Raw genomic sequence first — 22,517 nt, 5'->3', positions numbered from 1 at the left:
GAGGGCCAGACGGGAAATCAACCAGCAAAAGGAACATCCCATGAGCGGTTTCACCAAAGGCCAGTCGGTCATCCTCACCAACCCGCGCGGCGTCGACAAGACGGGCAAGTTCATCGGTACCAAGAACCTCGGTACCGGCCGCGGTGGTGGCGAGTATCTCGTTGTGGATATCGATGGCAAGCAACTCAAGGCTCGCGCCAGCAAGGTTCGCGCGGCCTGATTTCACTGGCTGGCCTTCCGACGAGGGCCAGACGGGAAGTCACCTGGAGGAAGCAATGGTCAACACCACCCCTAAGACGATCAGCCTGACAGTGCGCGAAGACGGCAAGAAGGTCATGTCGCTGGATGGCAGCCCGCTGGCCGACGGCATCCTCTACGCCGCCCATGTGCTCACGGGTAACGAGCGGCTCGACCTGATCGAAAGGCTGCAGGCCGCCCATGCCGAGCTTGAGGCGCGCTTCCGATAGGCGCTTTCACTGGCTGGCCTTCCGTGAGGGCCAGACGGGAAATCAACCAGCAAAAGGAACATCCCATGAGCGGTTTCACCAAAGGCCAGTCGGTCATCCTCACCAACCCGCGCGGCGTCGACAAGACGGGCAAGTTCATCGGTACCAAGAACCTCGGTACCGGCCGCGGTGGTGGCGAGTATCTCGTTGTGGATATCGATGGCAAGCAACTCAAGGCTCGCGCCAGCAAGGTTCGCGCGGCCTGATTTCACTGGCTGGCCTTCCGACGAGGGCCAGACGGGAAGTCACCTGGAGGAAGCAATGGTCAACACCACCCCTAAGACGATCAGCCTGACAGTGCGCGAAGACGGCAAGAAGGTCATGTCGCTGGATGGCAGCCCGCTGGCCGACGGCATCCTCTACGCCGCCCATGTGCTCACGGGTAACGAGCGGCTCGACCTGATCGAAAGGCTGCAGGCCGCCCATGCCGAGCTTGAGGCGCGCTTCCGATAGGCGCTTTCACTGGCTGGCCTTCCGTGAGGGCCAGACGGGAAATCAACAGAGGGCAGCCATATGCGTTCCAGACAGTACTACCTCACCCATGACTGCCCGCAGTGCGGCGCAAAGGACGCCAAGGACGAATGGGGCGGCGCCCGCATGTCGAGCACGACGTGGGGGCACGGATTCAGCTGTTGCAGCGAAGAGTGCGGCGTCGCCTTGGCCAAAACGGTGATACCCGATCAAGCAACAAAGGCTGGGCGAAAGCGCCTGAAAGCTCTTTGGGAGAAGTTGGCCGGACAGGCAGAGCACCGGCTTTCAGGTGAGCCCTATCCGGGCTACCCCTGGCGGTAACGAAGAACAACCAACGCCACGGCAGCCTGCCGTTAACTGCCCGAGCACCTGGTACTCCCCAGCACCAGGCTGCATCGGTCGTGACGCTTGCCCTCCCCTGGTCCGGGAGTTTCACGGCACAGCGAGCGTCACGACCAATGCAGCCACACAACCACACCGAGGAAACACCTCATGACTACGATCACCAGCGGCGATTGGATGGGCCACCTCGGACGTGGCCTGGCTCCGCGCGAATTGCAATGCGTCCTCTTCGTAGCCCAGGGCCTGACAGCGAAAGAGATCGCCAAGAACATCGATATCGCCCCGGGCACCGTCGACAAGCGTCTCTCCGCGGCCATGTTCAAGCTCGGCGTCCTGCGCCGCACCGCCCTGGTGGCCGAAGCCATGAAGCGCCAGATCATCAGCCCGGTCTGCTACATGCTTGCCGCGCTGGTCGCCATGCACACCGTCATGGGTGACGAAGATCCGATGCGCCGCGAGCGCCGCATGGGTGATCGCCGCGTCGCCCACCTTCGAGTGGAACGGAAGGCCGAGGCCTTCGAACACCACGCCTGACCCCTTCCCTACCCCCTGAGGATCCATCATGCACGCCACCATGCAACAGAAAGTCCAGCAGAAACGCGCGGTGTACCAGGCGCTCCAGCAGCGCACTCAGCGCGCCGCCGCCGAATTCCAGAGCAAGTCGCGCTTCTTCGTCCAGGCCAGCGGCAACGGCTGGGCTGTCGTGTCGGCCAGCAACAATCGCCTGCACGGGCATCATCAGCGCTACGTTGAAGCCGTGCGCTACGCCGAGAGCCTCGAGCGCGCGATCGACGCCAAGTCGCTGGCCTGCGTCACCGTCAAGCAAGTCGGCGAGCGCGCCACGCGCTGGGCTGCACTGTTCGGCCTGGTCATGATCGTCGTGACCGGGGCGGCGTCCTCATGAGCCGCGGCGTCAACAAGGTGATCTTGGTCGGCACCTGCGGCCAGGATCCCGAAACCCGCTACCTGCCCAACGGCAACGCGGTCACCAACCTGAGCCTGGCGACCAGCGAGCAGTGGACGGACAAGCAGACCGGCCAGAAGGTCGAGCGCACCGAGTGGCACCGCGTCTCGCTCTTCGGCAAGGTCGCCGAGATCGCCGGCGAGTACCTGCGCAAGGGCTCCCAGGTCTACATCGAGGGCAAGCTGCAAACCCGCGAGTGGGAGAAGGACGGCATCAAGCGCTACACCACGGAAATCCTCGTGGATATGCGCGGCACGATGCAGCTGCTCGGCGGCAGGCCGCAGGGCCAGGGCGGGCAGCAGCCCCAGGCACAGCGCCAGCAGCGCCCACCGCAGAACCAGCAGGCCGCACCGCCCGATCACGACAGCTTCGACGACGACATTCCGTTCGCGCCGATGCATCACCTGGCCGGGGCGTAGCCATGAAAGCGCGCAGGCATCGCCTGCCCTTCCCCATGCCCTATTACCACGGTCGCGCCGCGCGCCGTAACGGCAAGTGCAGGCTGGCCCAGCCCTACGGGAACATGACCATCGATGGCGGTTGGTGGCTCGGTGGCTGGCATGACACAGATATGGAGCTGTCCCGTGAAAATCAAAAGAGCGCTGCAACTGCACAGGCGGCGTGATCAGTTCAACTTGCCGCCCAGCGGCTTGAGAGGTACCGGCCATGGCCGAGAAGAAGAGCGGCGGTGCGAAGCACTCAGCGGACTACCGAGACCGCCAGAAGAAGCAAGCCGCGAAGCTGGGCATCGAGAAGGTGTTCTTCACCATGCCGGAAGGGATCAAGGCGGCCATGACTGCGGAGATCGAACGCCACGGTTACGACCAGGTGCAGGAGCTCTGGCAGGACCTGGCCTTGTCGTGGATTGCACAGGACCCTGAAGAGCGGGCGCGTCGCCTTGAACGACCTGACGCGCCAGCTTTTTACATCTCGCCGAAACTAGTGCGCCAGTTCGAAGCGGCCAGTATGGCCGAAATCAGACGGGATCCAGGTGACGAGATACAAGCGCCGTATTAATCAGGATCAATTTCCCGCATCATCTGCTGCATGACTTGGATGCCTCGCGCACGGCATGCTTCGTAAGAGGCGCACGCCTCGTTGTCTTCATGAGTGCCAGAGCGACCATCTTTCGCTTTAACTTCAATCCGTATACCTCGCGGAATTGGGTTCGAAGCGTCATCGCTCCATTTGAACTGCAAGTATCCCTCTTGTCCTTTCGGCCCATTCCAACGCACGTTGCGAGGACGGTCCGCTGCTAGCTTCAAATCGTCGGTCATATAGAACTCCATAAATGGCTGGCCCCATGCCAGCACCCCTTAATACCCCAATCCGCATGACCGAAAAAAGCTTTTTCCAAGGTTGATACCTTCCCCGCTGTCCGCCAGCACCTCCCTTATTCAACGAATCACGCCAGCCCGGCGAGGACCTCCCATGACCGAACAAAAGCTCGACGAGAGCAAGCTCGAGCGGATCATCCGCAAGATCAAGCGTTGCCTTGCCCTCTCCAAAAGCTCAAACGAAACCGAGGCCGCGACGGCAATGCGCCAGGCTCAGGCGTTGATGCGCGAGTACCGCCTCACCGAAATGGACGTGCGGCTGAGCGATGTAGGCGAGGTCGAATCCGACAAGGTCCGAGCGACGCGTCGCCCAACGTGGGATCGCGATCTTAGCGCGGTAGTCGCCCAGACCTTTGGGGTGACGGCTTTGTCGCGCACGGCCTGGTGTAAGGCGACTCATCGCTGCGTCGAACGAGCAGTGTTTGTCGGCGTCTCTCCTGCCCCACAGATCGCGCTGTACGCCTACGAGACACTGCTCACCAAGTTGACGCTGGCACGCCGCGAGTACGCCGCAAAAGTCCGGGCGGATCGTCGGCGCAGCCTGTACTCACCGGAGACAGCCGGTGATCACTTCGCTCTGGCCTGGGTCGCGGCCGTGCACGGGAAGCTTCATCAGCTTGTGCCACGCGGCGAAGAAGATCCTGCAATCGTTCAGTCGTCCAGCGGACGTGACCTTGTGAGCGTGCAGGCGCAGGACCAGGCCTTGATCGACCAATACCTCGCTGGCAAGGAAATCGGCAAGCCGCGTAAGCGCAGGGAGTTTGAGCTGGACCTCAACGCGCAGATCGCTGGACTGCTTGCCGGGCAGCGCGTAGAGCTCAACCCAGGGCTAGCCACTGGTGACCAGGAGCAGCTCAGGCTGGCGAGTCTATGACCATGAATCCCTACGAGATCACTGGGCCGGCGCAGATCGGCTTCAGTGGCGGACGCAGCTCCGGGTACATGCTTTACCACATCCTCGAAGCGCACGGCGGGCAGCTGCCCGAAGGGGTTCACGTTACCTTCCAGAACACCGGCAAAGAGCGGAATGAAACGCTTGACTTCATCCGCGAGTGCCAGCGTCACTGGAACGTGCCTATCACCTGGTTGGAATTCGACGGGGTTTACGGCCAAGGACTGAGCTGGAAAGTCGTCAGCCACGAGACGGCAAGCCGGAACGGAGAGCCGTTCGACCTGATGCTGCAGTACTACACCGACTACCGGCGCGAGGAAAAGAACGAGCCGCCCATCTTGCCGAACCCTGTCAACCGGATGTGCACAGACCGGATGAAGATCAAGGCCAGCACCTGGTATATGCGGGATGTGGTCGGCCTGGCCTCGTGGGACGCGATTATCGGCATCCGCGCAGACGAGCCACGGCGCTACCACCGTATGATGGCGGCGAACGAAAAAGGCGGTAACCGGTGGGAGAACGTGACGCCCATGTACCACGCTGGCGTACTGAAGCCCGGCGTGAACAGCTTCTGGGCGCGCCAGCTGTTCGACCTGGGCATCGACTCCGACCTGGGCAACTGCGACCTCTGCTTCCTGAAGTCACCCGAGAAGATCATCCGGGCCATCATCGAGAACCCCGACACGGCTCGCTGGTGGATAGAGGCGGAAGAACGCACCGGTCAAGTGTTCCGCCGCGACCGGCCCAACTACAAGGCCATGGCCTGGATGGCTGACCAGCTCGGCCGGCAGATGCCTCTGGACCTGGACATCGCAGAAGACGAAGACCTCATCGACTGCATGTGCGGAGACTGATCATTTTTTGGGCCATACGGATAAAACCCCGATGATGATACCGCCTAGGCCGGTGACCCATGTCAGCCAGAAAGCCTTCACCTCCCGCCGGTGCTTTTGCTCTTCCCTCAGCGCCGCTCTTGCGGCGACCTCACCTTCGGTGGTGAGGCAGCGAATCTTTTCACCCGTTATATCGCATTCGACATACTCCCAGAGTCCCCCATCCTTGGTGCTGGGCATTGGAACCGAGAGACGATCAAGCTTTCTCCGATACTCCCGAGTTATCAGGTCGCGACGCCATTGATACAGCTCGGACATCTCCTGATGGAATGAGCTAACCGCACCGCTCTCATGGGCAGTCCTGGTGTCTGGCGGTCGTGCCCTCTCCATTGCCTCTTGAGCTGCCCGGCAATGCCTGATCTCCACTTGATACCGCAGAGCGTCGGGAAGGTATCGCCTGATCTTCCAATAAAACTTCATTTCCGCAGCCTCCAGTGAGCTGTGGCGAACTATAGCTGCGAGGTATTCCCATGCCCACAGAAAACCGATCCAGTAATACCTACCGACACTCGTTCACCGCGACATGCCCTAGTGATGGCGAGGTAATCGTGTACAGCCTGGAGATCCGTAGCCAGACGATGATTCTTGTCGAGCACATCAAGACCGCCACCGCGCTGATCAAGCAGGGCTTTCAAGAACAGATCGCAGACGAATTGGCCGAGCGCTTCAGCGGCGAACTAATACTCAAGGCTGTGCATCAAGGCGTTGAGATCGAATCACTGAGGCAGAGCGGATGATCCACTACCACGGCACGCCAATCGGCGGCACCCGGCAGGACGCGGCGCGGTTGCTTTCCGGACGACACGCTTTGGTGCCGTTCCCGCGCAAGGACGACATGGGTATTGTCGCCGAGGTCTGTCAGTCCTTCGTCTTCGACAACGGTGCGTTCACTGTCTGGAAGAAAGGTGGCCAGGTCGATGTCGAGGGATACGCCCGCTGGGTGGATGACTGGCACCGCCACCCAGGCTTCGACTGGGCGATGATCCCTGATGTGATCGATGGGGACGAAGACGCCAACGACCGGCTGCTCGATCAATGGCCCGGCCATCTCTCTGGTGTCCCGGTCTGGCACATGCATGAGTCGATCGAGCGGCTGCAGCGCCTGGCACAAGCCTGGCGGATGGTTGCCATCGGTAGTTCCGGCCAGTGGCGATCACCTGGCACCGCGGCATGGTGGAAACGCATGGGCGGAGCAATGGACGCGATTTGCGACGATCAGGGCCGACCAGTGTGCCGCTTGCACGGCCTGCGCATGCTTGACCCGGCCATCTTCCAGCGCTTGCCGCTGGCATCAGCCGACAGCACGAACGCGGCGGTGAACGGCGGAAGCATCAGCCGTTTCGGTATGTACACCCCGCCGTCCGCCGGCCAGCGCGCCAGCGTGATCGCTGATCGGATCGAGGCGCACAACAGTTCTCCGATCTGGCTCCGCGAGCCTCAAGTCGAAATGGCCCTCTAATCGGATAGACCAATGACAACAGCAATCGACCTGTTCGCCGGCCTCGGCGGATGGAGCACCGGCGCGCGCGCCGCAGGCGTCCAGGTTCTCTGGGCGGCAAACCACTGGCCCGTTGCCGTTGAATGGCACAGCGCCAACCACCCTGATGCCGAGCACGTGTGCCAGGACCTGCACCAGGCGCGCTGGGAAAACGTGCCGTCCCATGACCTGCTGCTGGCCTCGCCCTGCTGCCAGGGCCACTCGAAGGCCCGCGGCAAAGCATCCGGCAACCCTCAGCATGACTCGTCGCGGTCGACGGCCTGGGCGGTCGTGTCGGCGTTGGAGTTCCACCGGCCAGAAGCGGCGCTGGTCGAGAACGTGGTCGAGTTCACCGGCTGGGCGCTCTACCCTGCCTGGTTGGCCGCGGTGCAGGCGCTGGGCTACCAGGTCGCACCGCATGTGGTGGACTGCGCCGATCTCGGCGTGCCGCAACACCGGGTGCGGCTGTTCTTGGTGATCACTCGCAGCCGGGCGCCGCTGATGCTGAACCTGCAGCAGCGCCAGCACGTACCCGCCGCCAGCTTCCTCGACTTCGACGCCGGACGCTGGTTGCCCATCGAGAAGCCAGGCCGCGCCCAGGCGACCCTAAACCGGGTGCGCAATGGCCGGGCCCGCTTCGGCGAGCGCTTCATCATGCCCTACTACGGCAAGGGGTCCGGCACCACCGGGCGCGACATCAACAGGCCAATCGGCACCATCACCACCCTGGACCGCTGGGCCTTGGTCGACGGTGACCGGATGCGGATGCTTAGCGCCAGCGAGGCTCTAGCCGCGATGTCTTTCCCGGCCGACACCCTGCGGCCGGACAACCATCGGTTGACCATGCATATGGCTGGTAACGCGGTGCCTCCTCTGGCCGGACAAAGAGTGACCGAAGCGCTACTTAAGACAGCCTAGGCCTCTTGAAGCTCGCGCCACGTCAACTACCCGACAGGACACCGTGGCAAATGCGTTAGCTCGAATTGTCAAAAAGCCGCGAACCCAAGTCTCAGGCTACGCGGCTCGTGCTCTTCAGAATGCTGTGCCGAGCGACTCTATATCAACACTGCTAGCGCCACTGCCGAAGACTCGCTCCCACGTTATGCCCCCGGCACCGTTGATTCCTGTCGGAACACGCGTCACTCGATAAGCATCTACAAGAGCACCGCTCCCGCTCAAAACGTTCAACGTCTCTGAATGGCTGGTGGCAGTCGTTACCGAAGATTCCTTGGGAATCACCACGGTGTGGCCTTCAGCGATTCCAATCAGCTGTTTCAACAATTGCTCCATCACGATCCTCCTAGGGTCAATTTTACGAAGCGTCTATTCAATACATGAACTTAGGGCCAAAAGCCATTACTACCGATCTTCAATGCCAACAGAAAACCGATCCAGCAAATCCGAAACTGTCAGCGTTCCCCGCGACTCGATCAATCCAGCGCTAGCCCATCTCCCGAATGAAAGCGTGGCCTGCTATGAGGTTCACGAGGTCCAGGCCAAGCCAGCCGTAGCAGCAGGCTCAGGAGGCTGTAACATCCCTCCTTCGATAGAGCAAGCCTCAGGACGCCCCTTTCCCGAAAGCGTATCCAAGCGCAAGAGTGATCATGGGCACAAACACAGACCAAACATCTTTGATAGTCAACATCAGTTCATCACTAGGGACGTTGGGATCTACAAAACTTTTTAAATAGAAAGCTGCGCACATCACCGAACCAACGATGAAGCTCCAACTGATTGTCACATACACAAACGTATTTCTAGCATTATCACCGGAGCCGATGGTCTTAGTGTAGGCTCCTTCGGAGGCACCCTGCTGTCGAGACTCATTGCTTTCGAAATGTGGTCTCACTGGCGAGTTGCTCGAAGGTGAGCCGTGCTGATGAACCGGCGCGGCAGGTGCGACATTTCCGAATTTCCGCTGATTATCTTCCACTCCTCCTTTCCCCGTCACTTCTTATCCATCCAAAGAGTATACTCAAAACGCCTAGTCTCGCTCGCCTCATCAATGAGATTGGTGAAGTATGTCAGATACACCATTCCAACTTCACTAGTAGCAATTGCGAACGGCTTTGCGACCACATCACCTAGTGGGCTTTTGTGATTAAAAATATCAATTTGATAAATCCCATCCGAATTAACATCCGCTTCAAATCGAGACTTTTTTTCATCATATTTGAAATTAATAAGGCAATGCCATCCATCCAGGTTAAGCCTGAGTGTTTTTGATTCTTTAAAATGAACACAATTCGAGAAAACACTTATCTTGCCGCCAATCTCGATCGAAGTAGACATATCTATCTTCATAGTTAACGCTCTGAATCCCATTCAAATTATTGGAGGGCATCACTCTATCCCCCTAAAAAACGGATTGTAGTGATGAGTCGCTATGCACAGCAACAGCGAAGCCAGCCCGGAACCCAGAACCCCGAACCCAGAACCGCTCTAAGAGCACATCTGTACTCCACCCATCTGCAACCCCCTCTCCCCTTTATTTCGAACAGCCGCGATATGGCGGCAAAGGCCAATCCATGGAAATCGTATCGAGCACCACGAGCCGGAGCTTTAGCCTGCTCGAGTTTTCTGACCTCTACGGCGCCCGCTGCAATGTTCAGCTGAGCAGCCTGGTAGAGCCTGAGGCTATCTGGCTGGGCGTCGAGAGTGCCGAGCCGCAGATGATGGCCAGCCAGGCCGCAACGTTTGACGTTGACACCAAGGAAACGGCCGGCTGGGTGCCCTACCCCATCCCTGACCAGGTGCTGCTGCCCACCCGCATGCACCTGAGCAGGGAGCAGGTCACTACCCTGTTGCCGATACTTCAACGGTTCGCAGCCACCGGCGAGGTGCGCCTTTGAGGGCCTGGTGAACGTCAACTGATGCTGGCCTGTTCAGGCTACTGTCACTTCGATCGCGAGTGGATGCGCGATTGCACTGCCGTGATGCGCCATTCGAAGAGGCGTGATCTCAGCGGGGGTCATCTGGGTCACGCAGAGTGCCGAACTGATGCTCGAGCAAATCAGCAACCTGGCTTCGCAGCTCAAGGATTTCGGTCTGCAGACCCTGCAGTTGTTCTTCGCGATGGTTATTGAACCAAGCACGGTCCACCTCAATAGCGTCCATGCGCTGCGAGAACGCACGGAGATGACGAAGCACCGACAAGACAACGCTAAGACCGCCCAGGGCAACAATAAACGTCGCTAAGTGAAGAAAATCATCCATCCCTATCCCCGGGTCCTTTATTTCAAAGCAACGAGCAGTTGACCTTCAACCTGGTCCGCAGATGCCAAGCCGTGGGTGGCAATCACCCGGGCGCGGCCAACACCCCAAGCCAGCGCCCGGGTCATGGATTCGCCAGGGCGGTTGTCATACGCCTCCTCATGCTGAGAGAGGCCCGCGGGATTGTAGATGCCGATGAACAACTGAGTGGAACCGACTCGGGACAGCCGAACCTGCACATCAATGTAGGTGCCGTCGCTGAGCTTCTCGTCATGCGAACGGTGGTGAAGCGTTGGGTCTGCCCAGTCCCAAAAAAGATCGCCTCGCTTTCTCATGGTTCCTCCAGATCCACCGGTCGAGTTGTACAGCCGTTAGACAAACATAACGGAACTCTCCACCACTGCAACTGTATCGGCTGATTTTGAGAAGTAGTCGGACCATCGGCGCGCTTGGTTGCCGAATTTATACCCCCCTATCTATAGAAGCCGCCATGTGGCGGCCCTGGAGTAGTCATGCCTGAAGCAAAGGAACGCCCGATCCTGTTCAGCGCGCCGATGGTGCGCGCCATCCTGGAGGGGCGGAAGACGGTCACCAGGCGCCCTGTCAAGCATCAGCCGTTCGATCTGAGCTGGTCGCGCCGCGATCACCGTTTCGAATATGTCTCCGGTCGCGCTGAAAATGGCGACGAGGTGGATGGCTTTTGGGCATACACCACCCGGTCCGGCGGACAGTGGGAAGCGAAGTGTCCATACGGCCAGCCAGGCGACCGCCTGTGGGTACGCGAAACCTGCTTCATCAACGACTACCGGCAAGCCAATGTGCCCGTTGACGAGCGAGCCGGTGTCGACGTGGTCTACCGCGCCGACCCGTTACCGGATTGGGAAGGCGAAGAAAGCCTGATCACCTGGCGGCCAAGCATCCACATGCCGCGTTGGGCCAGCCGCATCCTACTGGAGATCACCGACGTGCGCGTCGAGCGCCTGCAGGACATCAGCGAGCAGCAGGCAATTGCCGAGGGCATTGTTGGCGTGCCATTCCGTCCCGATGACGGCTGGCCCCTCTGCACCGGATACATGGTTGGGCCGGACGACGGAACGACTCCGCTCGAGACTCACGCCTCGAAGGCTTTTGCAGGCCTCTGGCGATCGATCAATGGCGCCGAAAGCTGGGACGCCAACCCATGGGTCTGGGTCGTCGAATTCAAAGTGATCAAGCCGTGCGACTACCAGGGCAGCCACTTCGGCGCGCCGTATCCAGATGCTCAGTGTTCCGATGGCTTCCTGTGGGATGAAGACAGCTGCGATGTACCAGGCGGGCCGCTGCTGAGCGGCGGCGACATCCCCTGCCCGAAGTGCAACGCAGAGGCATACGCCGGCTACCAGCGTGAGGTGAGCCAATGACCCGCCTCGCCTTCTGCCTCCTGCTGCTGGCCACCGGCGCCAGCGCAACCGAGATCCTTGATAACCGAGTGGTCGTCGTACGTGACGATGCCCGCGGCGTCACCTGCTACCTGTACGGGCCAGGCCAGGGCGCCGGCATCAGCTGCATACCCGATAGCCAGCTGCAGGCCGGCACCGAGCGCCAGCTTTCCCCGCACGAAACCCAACCCGAACCTACACCCGCACTGGCGCCTGGGCGCTGGATTGATGAGAGGTATCAGCTGTGAGCGAATTCACCACCATTGTCGTGCGCGGACTTAGGCGCCACCCTCGGCGCATCGTCGTCGACGGCGTAGAGCATGAGGTCACCTGCTCATCAGACGGCCATATCCCAGCTCAGGTGCAGGAGCTCGAGCAGTTCGTGGACTGTGCCCGGGCTGGCAAGCTTTCCGATATGCGCCCCGGAGAGGTCGTATCGCACGCCCAGACCGTAAAGAGTCTGTCGGTAGCGATGCGCGCCAAAGGATTCGAGCCATGACCAACCTGATCGAAGTGAAGGCAGCCGACCTGGTTGGCGAGCAACTGGCCTGGGCAGTGGGCAAGGCCGACGGCCAGGACGTGCTGCTGGAACCGCCGCAGTACGGCAACCCCTGGCGGGTGTTCGTGCGGCGCGCCGGCGAGGCGACCACCAGGGTCGAACGGTACAACCCGCAGGAGGACTGGTCGTTAGGCGGTCCGCTGCTTGACCAATACCGCATCGGCTTCGGGCTCTACCCGGATGCCTACTTTGCCTGCACGGGGTTGAACTATGAGGCTGGCGATGGCAGCGGATCGACCCATCTTACTGCCGCGTGCCGGGCAATCGTCTGCGCCAAGCTCGGCGATACCGTCCAGGTGCCGAAGGAGCTGATGCCATGAAAACTCTCGGCGAAATCATCGACGCCGCACGATCTGGCGAGCCGCCGGAGTACGATGAGCTGCGCCTGGCGGTGTGCGCCATGGATGCGCTCATGACCTTCGACCGCCAGGCCATCTGGAAACTGGCGGATGCCGAAACACAGGGCAAGAAGCCGTTCCTGGTCTACAGCAGCGTGTGGCAGCGCGACGAGAACTTCGAACGTGTGAAGCGGGCTATGGCGAAGGACCCCAAAACTTTCCTCGGTCGAAGCTATGACCCCGACAGCACTGAGGTCCAAGAGCGCCGACGCAAGTCGATTGCCATGATGGACAAGGCGCTGGCCCGCGCCCAGGAGAAGAAGACGTGATCCCCCTCGCCTATATGGCCTACCTGATCTACAGGGGTCCGCGATGAGCAAACCGCGTGCACGAACCACCACCGGCGCGAAGGTCACTATCACGGTCGAGCTTACCAACCTCGGCTCATGGGGCCCGGACTGCACTCTCGATCAGGTCTACCGGCAGGCCCGCGAAGCAGCGATCGGGCGGCTGAACAAGGTGTTCAAGGATCACGTTGCCAGCACCCGCATCCTTGGCCCGGTGATCGTCGAAGCCATCACCACCGACGTCGAAAAGCGTTAACCCCTCCCCTACAACTCAAGCCCGCCGACATGCGCGGGCATGGAGAGCTGTTGTCATGAAAACGGATCGGATTCAACGCCGTCTGCTGGCAAAGCAGAACGCCAAAGAACCCTCAGTGCTTCGGCGCGTATCGCAGGACGAGTGGCCAAGCCTGCCACCACCGGGACTGACCGAGGTCTGGCGGTCCCAAGCCTTCCTCGTCCAGGTCTTCGCCGAGCCCGCCGGCTATCAACGAATGAGCATCTGCCGCACGGCGCATAACGGTACCACCTGGGTCGACCAGGTTACCTGGGACGAGCTCATGCAGCTTAAGCGCGAGTGCGGTCGCGGCGGCATGGATGCGGTGGAGGTCTTCCCGGCCGACCGCGACATCGTCAATGTCGCCAACATGCGCCACCTCTTTTTCCCACCCGAGAGCCTGACCTTCAAATGGTCGGCTTCGCGATAACACTTACCTGTCGCCACTGGCGGCATGGAGCCTCGAATGAAAAAAGAACTCATCAAGATCAGCGAATTTCAGCGCCGTAAGTGGGGTGAAAACGGCACCCCGCTCTGCTCCCAAGCAATTCGCAACTACCTGCGCGATCGCAAGCTGCCCGGCGAGCGCATCGGCAATATCTGGTACGTTGACTGGGCCGCCTACCAGCGGACTACCGGCAACGCACTGGTCGACATGGTGCTTAAAGGAGCTGCCTGATGGTTCCTCGACCAAGGAACAAGGCCAACAAAGGCCTGCCCCCCAATCTGTATTTCGACGCACGCCGCGGTACCTATCGGTATCGTCGGCCAACCGACGGTAAGTGGTTCCAGTTTGGCCAAGATCGGGGCCGTGCTATCGATGCCGCGGCCCAGCTCAACACCAACTTCCTGCGCGGCGAGGACTTGGTCGCCGCCGTGCTGGGCGAAACGACCGTTACGGTTACCGAGTTCCTGGCCGCCTATGAGCGGGACGTGCTGCCGCCGCGCGAGCTGGCCAAGGCCACACTGGACCTCTATGCCGTGCGGTTCAAGCAGGTTCGGGCCGTGCTCGGCGATCGGCCGATTGACCAGGTCACAATCCGGATGGTGGCTGAGTTCCTGGAGCCACTTACAGCCCGCGCCAGCAACCAGGCTCGGGCAATCCTGATCGATCTGTTCAACCATGCTGCTGCAAAGGGACTCTGTCCGGACAACCCAGCCGCCAGCACCATTCCGAAGATCGAGAAGAAGCAGCGCAAGCGGCATACCGTCGAGGGGCTCAAGGCCATTCGCGAGAAGTCGCCGCGCTGGCTCCAGAACGCGATCGACCTCGCGCTGATCACCGCGCAGCGCCGGGGTGACATTCTCAACATGAAGTTCGAGGATGCCCGCGACGGCTTTCTGTATGTCGTGCAGAGCAAAACCGAGAAAGCGTCCGACGCGGGCTGGCTCAAACTCAAGATCAGCGAGCAGTTGAGCCAAGTGCTGAACAGGTGTCGAGACGACATCCTGTCACCTTACCTGGTGCACAGGCGGCCGGAGCGGAAGAAGAAACGAGAGGGAAAGGATCACTGGACGAAGGTGGATGAGCGATTTCTCACCCGGGCCTTCAAGGATGCGAGGGATGCCGCCGGCTGCTATAGCGACCTCAAAGAGGAAGAGATGCCGGGGTTCCATGAGGTGCGCGCCCTCTCCCTTCACTTGTACAAGCGAGCAGGGAAAGACGGCCAGAAGATCGCCGGGCATACCACCGAAGGTATGACCAGGAACTATCAGAAGGGACACGAGGATGTGGTCTGGTCCGAGGTCGAAGCGGACCTGAATATTGGCGACTTCGCCGGATAGTTTTGCGCGAGTTTTGCGCATGCTTTGCGCAGGCACAAAAAAGCCGGTTTAAGTAACCGGCTTAAGTGTCTGATTTTACTCAGGAATATATGGTCGGGACGGAGTGATTCGAACACTCGACCCCTTGCACCCCATGCAAGTGCGCTACCGGGCTGCGCTACGCCCCGACTGGGCTTTGAAGCTTGTTCCCAAACCTGCTGAGAACGTTGAAGAATGTACCGCAAGCTTTTGAAAGAAGAAAGCTTTTTTTCAAAAATCTTTCCACTCGTCGGATCAAACGGGCTTCTTCAAAACCACCAGCACATCTTCCAATTCGACGATCATCTGCCGAATCATCTGCTTGTACTGGTTGTTGTCTTCCTTGGCTTCTTCACTCGACATGCGCAACCGCGCGCCGCCGATAGTGAAGCCCTGCTCGTACAAGAGGGCGCGGATCTGGCGGATCATCAGCACGTCCTGGCGCTGATAATACCGTCGGTTTCCGCGGCGCTTGACCGGGTTGAGTTGGGGAAATTCCTGCTCCCAGTAACGGAGCACGTGCGGTTTTACGGCACAAAGCTCGCTGACTTCACCAATGGTGAAGTAGCGTTTGCCTGGAATGGGCGGAAGCTCGTCGTTATGACTTGGTTCCAGCATAGGCCTCAACCCGGGCTTTCAACTTCTGCCCTGGACGAAAGGTGACGACGCGGCGCGCAGTGATCGGGATCTCTTCCCCTGTCTTGGGGTTGCGACCCGGTCGCTGCCGTTTGTCCCGCAGGTCGAAATTGCCAAAACCCGACAATTTGACCTGCTCGTTGTCTTCAAGCGCGTGCCTGATCTCTTCGAAGAAGAGTTCTACCAGCTCTTTGGCCTCACGCTTGTTCAAGCCTAGCTCTTCATAGAGCCGCTCGGCCATCTCAGCTTTCGTCAGAGCACCCATACGCTATTTCCTTAACGTGGTGTTCAACCCTTGTTCGAGCGAGGTGAGAATATTTTGCAGGGTGGCGTTCACCTCATCGTCGTTAAGAGTGCGCGATGGATGCTGCCAGGTCAAGCCGACGGCGAGGCTTTTTCTATCCGGATCAATGCCTTTACCCTGATAGACATCAAAGAGCCTGAGGTCCGTGAGCCATTCACCTGCATTGTCTCGAATAACCTGCAGCACGGAGCTAGAAGCTACATCACGACCTGCGATCAAAGCCAGGTCACGCCTGGTTTCAGGGAACTTGGACAGTTCGCTGAACTTGGGCAGGTGGCCTTGGACAGCTTCTTCCAGGACCAGCTCGAAGAGGTACACCGGGCGATCCAGGCCCAGGGCTTTCGCGAGCTCTGGGTGCAGGGCGCCGAGGAAGCCAACTTCGCGGCCGTCGCGCTCGATGCGGGCGGTCTGGCCTGGGTGCAGGGCTGGATGCTTGCCGGCGACGAAGGTGAAGTCGTCAAGGGCACCGGAATAGCCTAGCACGGCTTCGACATCTGCTTTCACGTCGAAGAAGTCGATGCTGTCACGGGCATTGGCCCAGCCTTCCGGCAGACGGCTGCCGCAGACGACGCCGGCGATCATGGGCTGTTGCTGCAGGTCACCGAGCTGGCCGACGAAGCGTTGGCCGCTTTCGAACAGGCGCACACGGTCTTGCTGGCGGTTGAGGTTGTGCTGCAGGGCTTTTACCAGGCCCGGCCACAGGGTGGCGCGCATGGCAGCCATGTCGCTGGAGATCGGGTTGGCCAGCAGCAGTGGCTCGACGCCCGGGCTGAACAGCTCGAACAGCTTTGGATCAATGAAGCTGTAGGTGATGGCTTCCTGGAAACCGCGGGCGACCAGCAGGCGGCGCAGGCTTGGCAGCTCGGCGCGGGCTTCTGGCTTGGCTTGCGGGGCCAGGCGAGCTTGCGGGTAACGAACCGGCAGGCGGTTGTAGCCGTACAGGCGTGCAAGCTCTTCGATCAGGTCGACTTCGATGCTGATGTCGAAGCGATGGCTAGGTACTTCGACCTGCCACTGCCCTTCCCCGCTGGCGGTGGTCTTCAGGCCAAGGCCGTTGAGCAGTTGCTCGACTTCGGCGGCTGGCATCTGCATACCCAGCATCTGGTCGATGCGCTCGGCGCGCAGGGTAACCGGGGCGATGTTCGGCAAGTGCTGCTCGCTCACGGCTTCGGTGATCGGGCCGGCTTCACCGCCGACGATCTCCAGCAGCAGCGCGGTGGCGCGCTCCATGGCTTCGCGGGCGAGCTGCGAGTCGACGCCGCGCTCGTAGCGGTGCGAGGCGTCGGTGTGCAGACCGTATGAACGGGCCTTGCCGGCGATGGCGATCTGGTCGAAGAAAGCGCTTTCGAGGAACAGGTCACGGGTCTTGTCGGTGGCGACACCACTGTGCTCGCCGCCCATGACGCCGGCCATGGCCAGCGCGCGGGTGTGGTCGGCGATAACCAGGGTGTCGCCGCGCAGGGCAACTTCCTGACCGTCGAGCAGGACCAGCTTCTCGCCCTCTTCAGCCATGCGCACGCGGATGCCGCCGTTGATTTCGGCGAGATCGAAGGCGTGCATCGGCTGGCCAAGCTCAAGCATCACGTAGTTGGTGATGTCGACCGCGGCGTCGATGCTGCGTACGTCCGCGCGGCGCAGGCGCTCGACCATCCACAGCGGGGTCGGGCGGGACAGGTCGACGTTGCGGATCACCCGGCCCAGGTAACGCGGACAGGCTGCCGGAGCGAGGATCTCGACCGGGCGTATTTCGTCGTGGGCGGCAACCACGGCCGGGATCAGCGGGCGTGTGACGGGGGTGTTGTACAGGGCGCCGACTTCACGGGCCAGGCCTGCCAGGGACAGGCAGTCACCGCGGTTCGGGGTCAGGTCGACTTCGATGCTGGCGTCGTCCAGGTCCAGGTAGACACGGATGTCTTCACCCACCGGAGCGTCTGCGGCGAGCTCGAGCAGGCCGTCGTTTTCTTCGCTGATCTGCAGTTCGGCGGCCGAGCAGAGCATGCCGTTGGACTCGACGCCCCGCAGCTTGGCCTTCTTGATCTTGAAGTCGCCTGGCAGCTGGGCGCCTATCATCGCGAACGGGATCTTCAGGCCGGGGCGCACGTTGGGTGCGCCGCACACTACCTGGAAGGTCTCGCTGCCGTTGCCGACCTGGCACACGCGAAGCTTGTCGGCGTCCGGGTGCTGCTCGGTGCTGAGCACTTCGCCGACGACGATGCCGGTGAACTCGCCAGCAGCCGGGGTAACGCTGTCGACCTCGAGGCCGGCCATGGACAGGCGGGCGACGAGCTCGTCACGGTTGACTTGCGGGTTGACCCAACCGCGCAGCCACTTTTCACTGAATTTCATGCTGTTCTCCTGAAAGTTGCGTTACGGGTGCGGACCTAGCGGAATTGCGCGAGGAATCGCAAGTCGTTGTCGAAGAACAGCCGTAGATCGTTGACGCCATAACGCAGCATGGCCAGGCGCTCGGCGCCCATGCCGAAGGCGAAGCCCTGGTATTCCTCAGGGTCGATGCCGGACATGCGCAGCACGTCGGGGTGAACCATGCCGCAGCCCATGACTTCGAGCCAGCCGGTCTGCTTGCAGACACGGCAGCCGTTGCCGCTGCACATCACGCACTGGATGTCGACTTCAGCCGAAGGCTCGGTGAAGGGGAAGAACGACGGGCGGAAGCGCACCGACAGCTCTTTTTCAAAGAACACGCGCAGGAATTCTTCGATGGTGCCCTTGAGGTCGGCGAAATTGATCCCGCGATCGACCAGCAGGCCTTCGACCTGGTGGAACATCGGCGAGTGGGTGATATCCGAGTCGCAGCGGTAGACGCGGCCCGGGCAGACAATGCGGATTGGCGGCTGGGTCGACTCCATGGTCCGTACCTGCACCGGCGAGGTGTGGGTGCGCAACAGCATGTTGGCATTGAAATAGAAGGTGTCGTGCATTGCCCGGGCCGGGTGGTGGCCGGGAATGTTGAGGGCTTCGAAGTTGTGGTAGTCGTCTTCGACCTCAGGGCCTTCGGCGATGCCGTAGCCGATGTGAGTGAAGAATTCTTCGATGCGCTCGAGGGTACGGGTGATCGGGTGCAGGCCACCGGTCGTCTGGCCACGGCCTGGCAGGGTCACATCAATGCATTCGGCGGCCAGGCGAGCGCTGAGCTCGGCTTCTTCAAAGGCGGCCTTGCGTGCGTTGAGCACTACCGTGACGCGCTCCTTGGCGTCGTTGATCAGCGCGCCAACCTTTGGCCGCTCTTCGGCTGGCAGGTTGCCCAGGGTCTTCATCACCTGGGTCAGCTCGCCTTTCTTGCCAAGGAATTGAACCCGGATCTGTTCCAGGGCATTGATGTCTTCAGCGCGCTCCACGGCCTCCAGGGCTTGGGAGACCAGCGCATCCAGGTTTTCCATGTACAGACTCCAGATACAAAATAGGGGAAGAGCTTTTGAAGGCTCTTCCCCTATCGATGACGTTTAGCACCCGGCAACGCTAGCGCCGCCGGGTGATTGTCGTGGGTACTTAAGCCAGAACGGCTTTAGCCTTCTCGACAATCGCAGCAAACGCCGCTTTTTCGTTCACTGCCAGATCAGCCAGAACTTTACGGTCGATTTCGATCGACGCTTTTTTCAGGCCAGCGATCAGACGGCTGTAGGACAGACCGTTGACGCGAGCACCAGCGTTGATACGAGCGATCCACAGAGCGCGGAACTGACGCTTCTTCTGGCGACGGTCGCGGTAGGCGTATTGGCCTGCCTTGATGACCGCTTGCTTGGCAACACGGAATACGCGCGAGCGTGCACCGTAGTAGCCTTTAGCCAGTTTCAGAATTTTCTTGTGACGCTTACGAGCGATGACGCCACGCTTTACACGAGCCATGAGTAACTTCCTCTATCTTTGACCAGAATTAACGAATGCGCAGCATGCGCTCGACTTTTGCAACGTCCGACGGGTGCAGCAAGCTGCTACCACGAAGTTGACGCTTACGCTTGGTCGACATTTTGGTCAGGATGTGGCTCTTGAAAGCGTGCTTGTGCTTGATGCCGTTTGCCGTTTTCAGGAAACGCTTGGCTGCACCGCTTTTGGTTTTCATTTTTGGCATGTTCGGATACTCCGCATTCAGTTGATAAACATAACCGCAAGGCCTGCCGTGCCCTGGTGGTTATTTCTTTTTCTTGGGGGCGATGACCATCATAAGCTGGCGTCCTTCCATCTTTGGATGCTGTTCAACGGTACCGTATTCGAGCAGGTCACCTTCAACCCGCTTCAACAGTTCCATGCCCAGCTCCTGGTGAGCCATCTCACGGCCGCGGAATCTCAATGAGATCTTGGCCTTATCCCCCTCGCTAAGGAAACGTACCAGGTTGCGTAGTTTTACCTGGTAATCCCCTTCTTCCGTCCCTGGTCGAAACTTGATTTCTTTGATCTGGATCTGCTTTTGATTCTTCTTGGCCTCGTTGGCCTGCTTCTTCTTCTCGAAGAGGTGCTTGCCGTAGTCCATGACTTTACAGACAGGAGGGAGGGCATCAGCAGAAATCTCTACCAGATCCAGCTTCGCTTCTTCAGCGATACGCAGCGCTTCATCAATTGAGACGATGCCAACCTGCTCGCCGTCAGCGCCAATTAACCGAACCTCACGGGCCGAGATATTCTCGTTGATCGGGGCCTTCGGTGCAGCTCGTTTATCGTTTCTCATTTCACGCTTAATAGTAATTACTCCGATTCTTGGCGACCACGCCGGGAAACCGCTTGCGCAAGGAACTCGGCGAATTGGGCGACGGGCATGGAGCCCAGGTCTGCGCCTTCGCGAGTACGCACAGCGACGGTTTGCGTTTCGACTTCGCGGTCCCCTATAACCAAAAGGTACGGGACCTTGAGCAAAGTATGCTCGCGGATTTTAAAGCCGATCTTCTCATTTCTCAAGTCGGACTTGGCACGGAAACCGCCACCGACGAGAATTTTTTCGACATCGAGGGCAAAATCGGCCTGTTTGTCGGTGATATTGAGGATCACCGCCTGCGTTGGCGCGAGCCAGGCCGGGAATGCACCTTCGTAGTGCTCGATGAGAATTCCGACGAAACGCTCGAACGAACCGAGGATGGCGCGGTGCAGCATCACGGGATGCTTGCGGCCGTTGTCTTCGGTGACGTATTCGGCGTCGAGGCGGATCGGCAGGTTGAAGTCGAGCTGCAGGGTACCACACTGCCAGACGCGGCCGAGGCAATCCTTCAGGGAAAATTCGATCTTCGGCCCGTAGAACGCGCCCTCACCCGGCTGCAGGTCGTACTCCAGGCCTGCGTTGTCCAGCGCTGCGGCCAATGCGGCTTCGGCGCGGTCCCACAGCTCATCGGAACCCACGCGCTTCTCAGGGCGGGTCGACAGCTTGAGCTGGATGTCCTTGAAGCCGAAGTCGGCGTAGACGTCCATGGTCAGCTTGATGAAGTCAGCCGATTCGGACTGCATCTGCTCTTCAGTGCAGAAGATGTGCGCGTCATCCTGGGTAAAGCCACGCACGCGCATGATGCCGTGCAGGGCACCCGATGGCTCGTTACGGTGGCAGGCACCGAACTCGGCCAGGCGCAGCGGCAGCTCGCGGTAGCTCTTCAGGCCCTGGTTGAACACCTGCACGTGGCAAGGGCAGTTCATCGGCTTGATGGCGTAGTCGCGGCTTTCGGACTCGGTGGTGAACATGTTTTCGGAATAGTTGGCCCAGTGGCCGGACTTTTCCCACAGCGAGCGATCGACGACCTGCGGAGTCTTGATCTCCAGGTAGCCGTGATCACGCTGTACCTTGCGCATGTACTGCTCGAGCACCTGGTACATCGTCCAGCCATTGGGGTGCCAGAACACCATCCCAGGCGCTTCTTCCTGGAGGTGGAAAAGACCCAGGCGCTTGCCGATCTTGCGGTGGTCGCGCTTTTCGGCTTCTTCGATGCGCTGGATATAAGCAGCCAGCTGCTTTTTATCAGCCCAGGCAGTGCCGTATACGCGCTGCAGCTGTTCGTTCTTGGCATCGCCGCGCCAGTAGGCCCCGGACAGCTTGGTCAGCTTGAATGCCTTGAGGAAGCGCGTGTTAGGCACGTGCGGGCCGCGGCACATGTCGACATATTCTTCGTGATAGTACAGGCCCATGGCCTGCTCTTCGGGCATGTCTTCGACCAGGCGCAGCTTGTAGTCTTCGCCACGGCTCTGGAATACGTCGATGACTTCGGCGCGCGGGGTCACTTTCTTGACGACATCGTAGTCTTTCTCGATCAGCTGCTGCATGCGCTGCTCGATCGCGGCGAGGTCCTCTGGGGTGAAAGGACGCTCATAGGCGATGTCGTAATAGAAGCCTTCGTCGATCACCGGACCGATGACCATCCTGGCAGTCGGGTACAGTTGCTTGACGGCGTGGCCGATCAGGTGGGCGCATGAGTGACGAATGATCTCGACGCCTGCTTCATCCTTGGGCGTGATGATCTGCAGGGTGGCGTCGTGTTCGATCAGGTCACAGGCATCGACCAGCTTGCCGTCGACCTTGCCGGCCACGGTGGCCTTGGCGAGGCCCGCACCAATGGAGGCGGCGACTTCGGCTACGGATACGGCGTGGTCGAACGTACGTTGACTGCCATCGGGAAGAGTAATAGTGGGCATGGCGCCTCCTCTCCTAGTGGTGACCCCTACCAAAGGTCACGTGGGTTGGGATGAGCCAGTACAAGATCCGCCCCTGCCTTTGCGTCAGCAAAGCCTGCCTCACAGTGGCAGCAGCCGTAGCC

The 22,517-nt window shown here is 60.2% G+C and carries 39 protein-coding genes and 1 tRNA gene; 24 read left to right on the top strand and 16 right to left on the bottom strand.

All coding sequences use genetic code 11. The features are described 5' to 3' along the window. The 9 genes from AC0ZZU_RS11390 to AC0ZZU_RS11350 form a co-directional block, all read left to right on the top strand. Nucleotides 1-220: hypothetical protein (locus AC0ZZU_RS11390; protein ID WP_476340724.1), on the top strand; the 220-nt coding region annotated here is incomplete at its 5' end. Nucleotides 221-275: 55 nt separating this feature from the next. Beyond that, a complete protein-coding gene (locus AC0ZZU_RS11385) occupies nucleotides 276-467 on the top strand; it encodes a hypothetical protein (protein WP_476340720.1) in 192 nt (63 codons plus the stop codon). Between the two features lie 65 nt (nucleotides 468-532). Beyond that, nucleotides 533-712 (top strand): hypothetical protein, encoded by a 180-nt coding sequence (locus AC0ZZU_RS11380; RefSeq protein WP_476340722.1) that lies wholly within the window; start codon nucleotides 533-535, stop codon nucleotides 710-712. Between the two features lie 55 nt (nucleotides 713-767). After that, nucleotides 768-959: a hypothetical protein gene (locus tag AC0ZZU_RS11375; RefSeq protein ID WP_476340720.1), complete on the top strand. Its 192-nt coding sequence runs from the start codon at nucleotides 768-770 to the stop codon at nucleotides 957-959. A 510-nt stretch (nucleotides 960-1,469) separates the two neighbouring features. Continuing rightward, nucleotides 1,470-1,853: a response regulator transcription factor gene (locus tag AC0ZZU_RS11370; RefSeq protein WP_476340718.1), complete on the top strand. Its 384-nt coding sequence runs from the start codon at nucleotides 1,470-1,472 to the stop codon at nucleotides 1,851-1,853. Between the two features lie 28 nt (nucleotides 1,854-1,881). Then, entirely contained in the window at nucleotides 1,882-2,223 is a 342-nt protein-coding gene (locus tag AC0ZZU_RS11365) for a hypothetical protein (RefSeq protein WP_476340716.1), read from the top strand. Next, nucleotides 2,220-2,702 carry a single-stranded DNA-binding protein gene (locus tag AC0ZZU_RS11360; RefSeq protein WP_476340715.1) on the top strand — a complete coding sequence of 161 codons (483 nt, stop codon included), beginning with the start codon at nucleotides 2,220-2,222 and terminating at the stop codon, nucleotides 2,700-2,702. The genes AC0ZZU_RS11365 and AC0ZZU_RS11360 overlap by 4 nt, the downstream gene beginning before the upstream one ends. Nucleotides 2,703-2,704: 2 nt before the next feature. Then, a complete protein-coding gene (locus AC0ZZU_RS11355) occupies nucleotides 2,705-2,908 on the top strand; it encodes a hypothetical protein (protein ID WP_476340714.1) in 204 nt (67 codons plus the stop codon). 41 nt (nucleotides 2,909-2,949) lie between these two features. Further along, on the top strand, nucleotides 2,950-3,300 hold the full coding sequence (locus AC0ZZU_RS11350) for a hypothetical protein (protein ID WP_476340713.1): 351 nt from the start codon (nucleotides 2,950-2,952) through the stop codon (nucleotides 3,298-3,300). On the opposite strand, the gene AC0ZZU_RS11345 is transcribed toward AC0ZZU_RS11350, so the two are convergent. Continuing rightward, a complete protein-coding gene (locus AC0ZZU_RS11345) occupies nucleotides 3,297-3,560 on the bottom strand; it encodes a hypothetical protein (RefSeq protein ID WP_476340712.1) in 264 nt (87 codons plus the stop codon). The genes AC0ZZU_RS11350 and AC0ZZU_RS11345 overlap by 4 nt on opposite strands. Before the next feature lie 154 nt (nucleotides 3,561-3,714). On the opposite strand from AC0ZZU_RS11345, the gene AC0ZZU_RS11340 reads away from it, so the two are divergent. Then, nucleotides 3,715-4,494, top strand: a complete 780-nt coding sequence (locus AC0ZZU_RS11340; RefSeq protein WP_476340710.1) for a DUF2786 domain-containing protein — start codon at nucleotides 3,715-3,717, stop codon at nucleotides 4,492-4,494. Then, complete coding sequence (locus AC0ZZU_RS11335) at nucleotides 4,491-5,366, top strand: adenine nucleotide alpha hydrolase family protein (RefSeq protein WP_476340708.1); 876 nt, start codon at nucleotides 4,491-4,493, stop codon at nucleotides 5,364-5,366. Before AC0ZZU_RS11340 ends, AC0ZZU_RS11335 begins: the two co-directional genes overlap by 4 nt. Here AC0ZZU_RS11335 and AC0ZZU_RS11330 read toward each other — a convergent pair whose 3' ends face one another. Further along, nucleotides 5,367-5,663, bottom strand: a complete 297-nt coding sequence (locus AC0ZZU_RS11330) for a hypothetical protein (RefSeq protein ID WP_476340707.1) — start codon at nucleotides 5,661-5,663, stop codon at nucleotides 5,367-5,369. It abuts the gene before it with no gap. A 290-nt stretch (nucleotides 5,664-5,953) separates the two neighbouring features. On the opposite strand from AC0ZZU_RS11330, the gene AC0ZZU_RS11325 reads away from it, so the two are divergent. The 3 genes from AC0ZZU_RS11325 to AC0ZZU_RS11315 are packed head-to-tail and all read left to right on the top strand — an operon-like array spanning nucleotide 5,954 to nucleotide 7,800. Next, a complete protein-coding gene (locus AC0ZZU_RS11325) occupies nucleotides 5,954-6,142 on the top strand; it encodes a hypothetical protein (protein ID WP_476340705.1) in 189 nt (62 codons plus the stop codon). Continuing rightward, on the top strand, nucleotides 6,139-6,864 hold the full coding sequence (locus AC0ZZU_RS11320) for a hypothetical protein (protein ID WP_476340704.1): 726 nt from the start codon (nucleotides 6,139-6,141) through the stop codon (nucleotides 6,862-6,864). The genes AC0ZZU_RS11325 and AC0ZZU_RS11320 overlap by 4 nt, the downstream gene beginning before the upstream one ends. A gap of 12 nt (nucleotides 6,865-6,876) precedes the next feature. Next, a complete protein-coding gene (locus AC0ZZU_RS11315) occupies nucleotides 6,877-7,800 on the top strand; it encodes a DNA cytosine methyltransferase (protein WP_476340702.1) in 924 nt (307 codons plus the stop codon). A 114-nt stretch (nucleotides 7,801-7,914) separates the two neighbouring features. On the opposite strand, the gene AC0ZZU_RS11310 is transcribed toward AC0ZZU_RS11315, so the two are convergent. From AC0ZZU_RS11310 to AC0ZZU_RS11300, 3 genes are all read right to left on the bottom strand, one after another. Beyond that, the gene (locus tag AC0ZZU_RS11310) at nucleotides 7,915-8,172 is read right to left on the bottom strand and encodes a hypothetical protein (RefSeq protein WP_476340700.1); all 258 of its coding nucleotides are present in this window, start codon (nucleotides 8,170-8,172) and stop codon (nucleotides 7,915-7,917) included. A gap of 268 nt (nucleotides 8,173-8,440) precedes the next feature. Beyond that, the gene (locus AC0ZZU_RS11305) at nucleotides 8,441-8,815 is read right to left on the bottom strand and encodes a hypothetical protein (RefSeq protein WP_476340699.1); all 375 of its coding nucleotides are present in this window, start codon (nucleotides 8,813-8,815) and stop codon (nucleotides 8,441-8,443) included. Between the two features lie 14 nt (nucleotides 8,816-8,829). Next, entirely contained in the window at nucleotides 8,830-9,174 is a 345-nt protein-coding gene (locus AC0ZZU_RS11300; protein WP_476340698.1) for a DUF6864 domain-containing function, read from the bottom strand. A gap of 236 nt (nucleotides 9,175-9,410) precedes the next feature. Here AC0ZZU_RS11300 and AC0ZZU_RS11295 point away from each other — a divergent pair, with 236 nt between their 5' ends. Next, on the top strand, nucleotides 9,411-9,734 hold the full coding sequence (locus AC0ZZU_RS11295) for a hypothetical protein (RefSeq protein ID WP_476340696.1): 324 nt from the start codon (nucleotides 9,411-9,413) through the stop codon (nucleotides 9,732-9,734). A gap of 109 nt (nucleotides 9,735-9,843) precedes the next feature. Here the strand turns inward: AC0ZZU_RS11295 and AC0ZZU_RS11290 are convergent, their stop codons facing one another. Both AC0ZZU_RS11290 and AC0ZZU_RS11285 read right to left on the bottom strand, forming a co-directional pair. Then, a complete protein-coding gene (locus AC0ZZU_RS11290; protein WP_476340695.1) occupies nucleotides 9,844-10,098 on the bottom strand; it encodes a hypothetical protein in 255 nt (84 codons plus the stop codon). Nucleotides 10,099-10,115: 17 nt separating this feature from the next. Continuing rightward, on the bottom strand, nucleotides 10,116-10,430 hold the full coding sequence (locus AC0ZZU_RS11285) for a hypothetical protein (protein WP_476340693.1): 315 nt from the start codon (nucleotides 10,428-10,430) through the stop codon (nucleotides 10,116-10,118). A gap of 177 nt (nucleotides 10,431-10,607) precedes the next feature. On the opposite strand from AC0ZZU_RS11285, the gene AC0ZZU_RS11280 reads away from it, so the two are divergent. From AC0ZZU_RS11280 to AC0ZZU_RS11240, 9 genes are read left to right on the top strand one after another with little or no spacing between them, the layout of a single operon-like run. After that, the gene (locus AC0ZZU_RS11280) at nucleotides 10,608-11,495 is read left to right on the top strand and encodes a hypothetical protein (RefSeq protein ID WP_476340691.1); all 888 of its coding nucleotides are present in this window, start codon (nucleotides 10,608-10,610) and stop codon (nucleotides 11,493-11,495) included. Next, nucleotides 11,492-11,761, top strand: a complete 270-nt coding sequence (locus AC0ZZU_RS11275; protein ID WP_476340690.1) for a hypothetical protein — start codon at nucleotides 11,492-11,494, stop codon at nucleotides 11,759-11,761. Before AC0ZZU_RS11280 ends, AC0ZZU_RS11275 begins: the two co-directional genes overlap by 4 nt. Beyond that, nucleotides 11,758-12,012: a hypothetical protein gene (locus AC0ZZU_RS11270; protein WP_476340689.1), complete on the top strand. Its 255-nt coding sequence runs from the start codon at nucleotides 11,758-11,760 to the stop codon at nucleotides 12,010-12,012. The genes AC0ZZU_RS11275 and AC0ZZU_RS11270 overlap by 4 nt, the downstream gene beginning before the upstream one ends. Continuing rightward, nucleotides 12,009-12,392 carry a phage protein NinX family protein gene (locus tag AC0ZZU_RS11265; RefSeq protein ID WP_476340688.1) on the top strand — a complete coding sequence of 128 codons (384 nt, stop codon included), beginning with the start codon at nucleotides 12,009-12,011 and terminating at the stop codon, nucleotides 12,390-12,392. The genes AC0ZZU_RS11270 and AC0ZZU_RS11265 overlap by 4 nt, the downstream gene beginning before the upstream one ends. Continuing rightward, nucleotides 12,389-12,739 (top strand): hypothetical protein, encoded by a 351-nt coding sequence (locus tag AC0ZZU_RS11260; protein WP_476340687.1) that lies wholly within the window; start codon nucleotides 12,389-12,391, stop codon nucleotides 12,737-12,739. The genes AC0ZZU_RS11265 and AC0ZZU_RS11260 overlap by 4 nt, the downstream gene beginning before the upstream one ends. A gap of 43 nt (nucleotides 12,740-12,782) precedes the next feature. Then, nucleotides 12,783-13,013 (top strand): hypothetical protein, encoded by a 231-nt coding sequence (locus AC0ZZU_RS11255; protein WP_476340686.1) that lies wholly within the window; start codon nucleotides 12,783-12,785, stop codon nucleotides 13,011-13,013. Between the two features lie 55 nt (nucleotides 13,014-13,068). Then, the gene (locus AC0ZZU_RS11250; RefSeq protein WP_476340685.1) at nucleotides 13,069-13,461 is read left to right on the top strand and encodes a DUF7694 domain-containing protein; all 393 of its coding nucleotides are present in this window, start codon (nucleotides 13,069-13,071) and stop codon (nucleotides 13,459-13,461) included. 36 nt (nucleotides 13,462-13,497) lie between these two features. Then, nucleotides 13,498-13,710: a hypothetical protein gene (locus tag AC0ZZU_RS11245; RefSeq protein WP_181128233.1), complete on the top strand. Its 213-nt coding sequence runs from the start codon at nucleotides 13,498-13,500 to the stop codon at nucleotides 13,708-13,710. Then, on the top strand, nucleotides 13,710-14,816 hold the full coding sequence (locus AC0ZZU_RS11240) for a phage integrase Arm DNA-binding domain-containing protein (RefSeq protein WP_476340684.1): 1,107 nt from the start codon (nucleotides 13,710-13,712) through the stop codon (nucleotides 14,814-14,816). Before AC0ZZU_RS11245 ends, AC0ZZU_RS11240 begins: the two co-directional genes overlap by 1 nt. A gap of 90 nt (nucleotides 14,817-14,906) precedes the next feature. Here the strand turns inward: AC0ZZU_RS11240 and AC0ZZU_RS11235 are convergent. The 9 genes from AC0ZZU_RS11235 to thrS form a co-directional block, all read right to left on the bottom strand. Further along, a tRNA-Pro gene (locus tag AC0ZZU_RS11235) sits at nucleotides 14,907-14,983 on the bottom strand. A 106-nt stretch (nucleotides 14,984-15,089) separates the two neighbouring features. Next, a complete protein-coding gene (locus AC0ZZU_RS11230) occupies nucleotides 15,090-15,452 on the bottom strand; it encodes a MerR family transcriptional regulator (RefSeq protein WP_476340683.1) in 363 nt (120 codons plus the stop codon). Continuing rightward, nucleotides 15,433-15,735: an integration host factor subunit alpha gene (gene ihfA, locus AC0ZZU_RS11225; RefSeq protein ID WP_002553164.1), complete on the bottom strand. Its 303-nt coding sequence runs from the start codon at nucleotides 15,733-15,735 to the stop codon at nucleotides 15,433-15,435. The genes AC0ZZU_RS11230 and ihfA overlap by 20 nt, the downstream gene beginning before the upstream one ends. Nucleotides 15,736-15,738: 3 nt before the next feature. Then, nucleotides 15,739-18,120, bottom strand: coding sequence for a phenylalanine--tRNA ligase subunit beta (gene pheT / locus AC0ZZU_RS11220; protein ID WP_476340682.1), 2,382 nt, complete (start codon nucleotides 18,118-18,120; stop codon nucleotides 15,739-15,741). 35 nt (nucleotides 18,121-18,155) lie between these two features. After that, nucleotides 18,156-19,172 carry a phenylalanine--tRNA ligase subunit alpha gene (pheS, locus tag AC0ZZU_RS11215; RefSeq protein ID WP_476340681.1) on the bottom strand — a complete coding sequence of 339 codons (1,017 nt, stop codon included), beginning with the start codon at nucleotides 19,170-19,172 and terminating at the stop codon, nucleotides 18,156-18,158. 109 nt (nucleotides 19,173-19,281) lie between these two features. Next, the gene (rplT, locus tag AC0ZZU_RS11210; protein ID WP_043860801.1) at nucleotides 19,282-19,638 is read right to left on the bottom strand and encodes a 50S ribosomal protein L20; all 357 of its coding nucleotides are present in this window, start codon (nucleotides 19,636-19,638) and stop codon (nucleotides 19,282-19,284) included. Between the two features lie 28 nt (nucleotides 19,639-19,666). Further along, the gene (gene rpmI / locus AC0ZZU_RS11205; RefSeq protein WP_130265274.1) at nucleotides 19,667-19,861 is read right to left on the bottom strand and encodes a 50S ribosomal protein L35; all 195 of its coding nucleotides are present in this window, start codon (nucleotides 19,859-19,861) and stop codon (nucleotides 19,667-19,669) included. Nucleotides 19,862-19,921: 60 nt separating this feature from the next. Beyond that, nucleotides 19,922-20,473: a translation initiation factor IF-3 gene (gene infC, locus AC0ZZU_RS11200; protein WP_191622461.1), complete on the bottom strand. Its 552-nt coding sequence runs from the start codon at nucleotides 20,471-20,473 to the stop codon at nucleotides 19,922-19,924. After that, the gene (gene thrS / locus AC0ZZU_RS11195; RefSeq protein ID WP_476340680.1) at nucleotides 20,473-22,395 is read right to left on the bottom strand and encodes a threonine--tRNA ligase; all 1,923 of its coding nucleotides are present in this window, start codon (nucleotides 22,393-22,395) and stop codon (nucleotides 20,473-20,475) included. The genes infC and thrS overlap by 1 nt, the downstream gene beginning before the upstream one ends. Between the last annotated feature and the right edge of the window lie 122 nt (nucleotides 22,396-22,517).

The sequence above is a fragment of the Pseudomonas sp. JE3303 genome (assembly GCF_056312565.1).
This window is presented reverse-complemented; position numbering and strand designations above follow the sequence as displayed.

Coding starts and splice junctions, on each gene's coding strand:
- AC0ZZU_RS11385 (WP_476340720.1), top strand. CDS start 276: ATGGTCAACACCACCCCTAAGACGATCAGCCTGACAGTGCGCGAAGAC.
- AC0ZZU_RS11380 (WP_476340722.1), top strand. CDS start 533: ATGAGCGGTTTCACCAAAGGCCAGTCGGTCATCCTCACCAACCCGCGC.
- AC0ZZU_RS11375 (WP_476340720.1), top strand. CDS start 768: ATGGTCAACACCACCCCTAAGACGATCAGCCTGACAGTGCGCGAAGAC.
- AC0ZZU_RS11370 (WP_476340718.1), top strand. CDS start 1,470: ATGACTACGATCACCAGCGGCGATTGGATGGGCCACCTCGGACGTGGC.
- AC0ZZU_RS11365 (WP_476340716.1), top strand. CDS start 1,882: ATGCACGCCACCATGCAACAGAAAGTCCAGCAGAAACGCGCGGTGTAC.
- AC0ZZU_RS11360 (WP_476340715.1), top strand. CDS start 2,220: ATGAGCCGCGGCGTCAACAAGGTGATCTTGGTCGGCACCTGCGGCCAG.
- AC0ZZU_RS11355 (WP_476340714.1), top strand. CDS start 2,705: ATGAAAGCGCGCAGGCATCGCCTGCCCTTCCCCATGCCCTATTACCAC.
- AC0ZZU_RS11350 (WP_476340713.1), top strand. CDS start 2,950: ATGGCCGAGAAGAAGAGCGGCGGTGCGAAGCACTCAGCGGACTACCGA.
- AC0ZZU_RS11345 (WP_476340712.1), bottom strand. CDS start 3,560: ATGACCGACGATTTGAAGCTAGCAGCGGACCGTCCTCGCAACGTGCGT.
- AC0ZZU_RS11340 (WP_476340710.1), top strand. CDS start 3,715: ATGACCGAACAAAAGCTCGACGAGAGCAAGCTCGAGCGGATCATCCGC.
- AC0ZZU_RS11335 (WP_476340708.1), top strand. CDS start 4,491: ATGACCATGAATCCCTACGAGATCACTGGGCCGGCGCAGATCGGCTTC.
- AC0ZZU_RS11330 (WP_476340707.1), bottom strand. CDS start 5,663: ATGTCCGAGCTGTATCAATGGCGTCGCGACCTGATAACTCGGGAGTAT.
- AC0ZZU_RS11320 (WP_476340704.1), top strand. CDS start 6,139: ATGATCCACTACCACGGCACGCCAATCGGCGGCACCCGGCAGGACGCG.
- AC0ZZU_RS11315 (WP_476340702.1), top strand. CDS start 6,877: ATGACAACAGCAATCGACCTGTTCGCCGGCCTCGGCGGATGGAGCACC.
- AC0ZZU_RS11310 (WP_476340700.1), bottom strand. CDS start 8,172: ATGGAGCAATTGTTGAAACAGCTGATTGGAATCGCTGAAGGCCACACC.
- AC0ZZU_RS11300 (WP_476340698.1), bottom strand. CDS start 9,174: ATGTCTACTTCGATCGAGATTGGCGGCAAGATAAGTGTTTTCTCGAAT.
- AC0ZZU_RS11295 (WP_476340696.1), top strand. CDS start 9,411: ATGGAAATCGTATCGAGCACCACGAGCCGGAGCTTTAGCCTGCTCGAG.
- AC0ZZU_RS11290 (WP_476340695.1), bottom strand. CDS start 10,098: ATGGATGATTTTCTTCACTTAGCGACGTTTATTGTTGCCCTGGGCGGT.
- AC0ZZU_RS11285 (WP_476340693.1), bottom strand. CDS start 10,430: ATGAGAAAGCGAGGCGATCTTTTTTGGGACTGGGCAGACCCAACGCTT.
- AC0ZZU_RS11280 (WP_476340691.1), top strand. CDS start 10,608: ATGCCTGAAGCAAAGGAACGCCCGATCCTGTTCAGCGCGCCGATGGTG.
- AC0ZZU_RS11275 (WP_476340690.1), top strand. CDS start 11,492: ATGACCCGCCTCGCCTTCTGCCTCCTGCTGCTGGCCACCGGCGCCAGC.
- AC0ZZU_RS11265 (WP_476340688.1), top strand. CDS start 12,009: ATGACCAACCTGATCGAAGTGAAGGCAGCCGACCTGGTTGGCGAGCAA.
- AC0ZZU_RS11260 (WP_476340687.1), top strand. CDS start 12,389: ATGAAAACTCTCGGCGAAATCATCGACGCCGCACGATCTGGCGAGCCG.
- AC0ZZU_RS11255 (WP_476340686.1), top strand. CDS start 12,783: ATGAGCAAACCGCGTGCACGAACCACCACCGGCGCGAAGGTCACTATC.
- AC0ZZU_RS11250 (WP_476340685.1), top strand. CDS start 13,069: ATGAAAACGGATCGGATTCAACGCCGTCTGCTGGCAAAGCAGAACGCC.
- AC0ZZU_RS11245 (WP_181128233.1), top strand. CDS start 13,498: ATGAAAAAAGAACTCATCAAGATCAGCGAATTTCAGCGCCGTAAGTGG.
- AC0ZZU_RS11240 (WP_476340684.1), top strand. CDS start 13,710: ATGGTTCCTCGACCAAGGAACAAGGCCAACAAAGGCCTGCCCCCCAAT.
- AC0ZZU_RS11230 (WP_476340683.1), bottom strand. CDS start 15,452: ATGCTGGAACCAAGTCATAACGACGAGCTTCCGCCCATTCCAGGCAAA.
- ihfA (WP_002553164.1), bottom strand. CDS start 15,735: ATGGGTGCTCTGACGAAAGCTGAGATGGCCGAGCGGCTCTATGAAGAG.
- pheT (WP_476340682.1), bottom strand. CDS start 18,120: ATGAAATTCAGTGAAAAGTGGCTGCGCGGTTGGGTCAACCCGCAAGTC.
- pheS (WP_476340681.1), bottom strand. CDS start 19,172: ATGGAAAACCTGGATGCGCTGGTCTCCCAAGCCCTGGAGGCCGTGGAG.
- rplT (WP_043860801.1), bottom strand. CDS start 19,638: ATGGCTCGTGTAAAGCGTGGCGTCATCGCTCGTAAGCGTCACAAGAAA.
- rpmI (WP_130265274.1), bottom strand. CDS start 19,861: ATGCCAAAAATGAAAACCAAAAGCGGTGCAGCCAAGCGTTTCCTGAAA.
- thrS (WP_476340680.1), bottom strand. CDS start 22,395: ATGCCCACTATTACTCTTCCCGATGGCAGTCAACGTACGTTCGACCAC.